The following is a 1,253-nucleotide window of genomic DNA, read 5'->3' as shown; positions in this document are numbered from 1 at the left end:
GAGGGGTGGGGGCCGCCGGTGACGACGGAGCGGCCGGGGGCTGCTGCCCGTACTCGTGCCGGTACACGGACTGTCCTTAAATATCGATTACATCCCTTTTGCCCCGTCCCACCCTACGGGGTCCCCGGCGGAACCGCCTCGTCCGGCCCGCCGTCAGGCGGTCGCCCCGGTGGGGCCTGCGTCGTCGGCCGGGGCGGGGGCGGACCCGGTGAAGGCCGTGCCGAAGACGGCGTGAGCGCCGTTCAGGTAGCGCCGTACGGTGGCGCGTTCGGCCGGGTCGAAGGTGTCGGCGAGGTGCAGCAGGCCCTCGATCAGCGGGCCGAAGAAGGACTGCCCGAGGGCGACCGCCTCCGGCGTCACCCGGAGCAGCACCCGGCGGCGGTCGCGCGCGTCGCGGACCCGGGCCACGTGGCCGAGGCGTTCGAGCCGGTCGATGACGGCGGTGGTCCCGGCCGAGTTGAGGGCGAGCCGGGCGCCCAGCAGCCCGGCGGTGGCGGCCTCGCCGGCGCGGTCGGCGTCGAGCAGGCAGATCAGGGCCCGTACGTCGGTGGGGTGCATGCCGTGGCGCGCGGCGAACTCGCCCTGCCGCAGCCCGAATTCCACGCTGACCGCACGTAGCAGGTGGACCAGCTGCTCCCGGTCGTCGCCGCCGGCCGGTGCCCGATTGTCGTCCATGTCGCTCCCGTCTACGATCTCTCGCTGAGCGAGATTATCGCCCAGCGAGCAAGCAGGAACGAGGAAGAGGAAAGAGGTCCTGGCCATGGCCGCTGCCACGGTGCTGCCCCCTGCCTTCCGTACCGCCTACGACGCCGTGCTCCAGGGCTGGCCGGGTCCGGTCGACGTCACCGAACTCCCCACGCCCTACGGCCCGACCCGGATCAACAGCGCCGGCCCGGTCGGTGCCCCGCCGGTGGTCCTGCTGCCCGGCGGCGGCGCGACCTCCACGGTATGGGGCCGGACGGTCGCGGCCGGCCTCGGCCGGACCCACCGGGTCCACGCCGTGGACCTGGTGGGCGACCCGGGCCTGAGCATCCCGTCCCCGCAGGCCCCGCTCCGCCGCGTGCCCGACCTGGTGGGGTGGCTGACCGCGGTCCTGGCCGGGGTGTCCCCGGGCGGCACCCCGATCACGCTGGCGGGCCACTCCTACGGCGCGTGGGCAGCGGCCATGGCCAGGACCTCTTTCCTCTTCCTCGTTCCTGCTTGCTCGCTGGGCGATAATCTCGCTCAGCGAGAGATCGTAGACGGGAGCGACA

The 1,253-nt window shown here is 73.7% G+C and carries 2 protein-coding genes; one reads left to right on the top strand and one right to left on the bottom strand.

What is annotated here, in order from left to right:
* Nucleotides 1–153 precede the first annotated feature (153 nt).
* A complete protein-coding gene (locus tag EF918_RS35890; RefSeq protein WP_125652996.1) occupies nucleotides 154–675 on the bottom strand; it encodes a MarR family transcriptional regulator in 522 nt (173 codons plus the stop codon).
* Between the two features lie 85 nt (nucleotides 676–760).
* Between EF918_RS35890 and EF918_RS35885 the strand changes: the two genes are divergently transcribed.
* Nucleotides 761–1,253, top strand: a 493-nt coding sequence (locus tag EF918_RS35885; RefSeq protein WP_148141364.1) for an alpha/beta fold hydrolase, incomplete at its 3' end; no start/stop codon positions are given.

The organism is Streptomyces sp. WAC06614 (genome assembly GCF_003949795.1).
GTDB lineage: Bacteria > Actinomycetota > Actinomycetes > Streptomycetales > Streptomycetaceae > Streptomyces.
Note: the sequence above shows the minus strand (reverse complement) of the source record. Positions and strands in the feature narration are given on the sequence as shown.

Bases quoted from the DNA above. Each gene is read 5' to 3' on its own strand.
- EF918_RS35890 (WP_125652996.1), bottom strand. From the start codon at position 675: ATGGACGACAATCGGGCACCGGCCGGCGGCGACGACCGGGAGCAGCTG.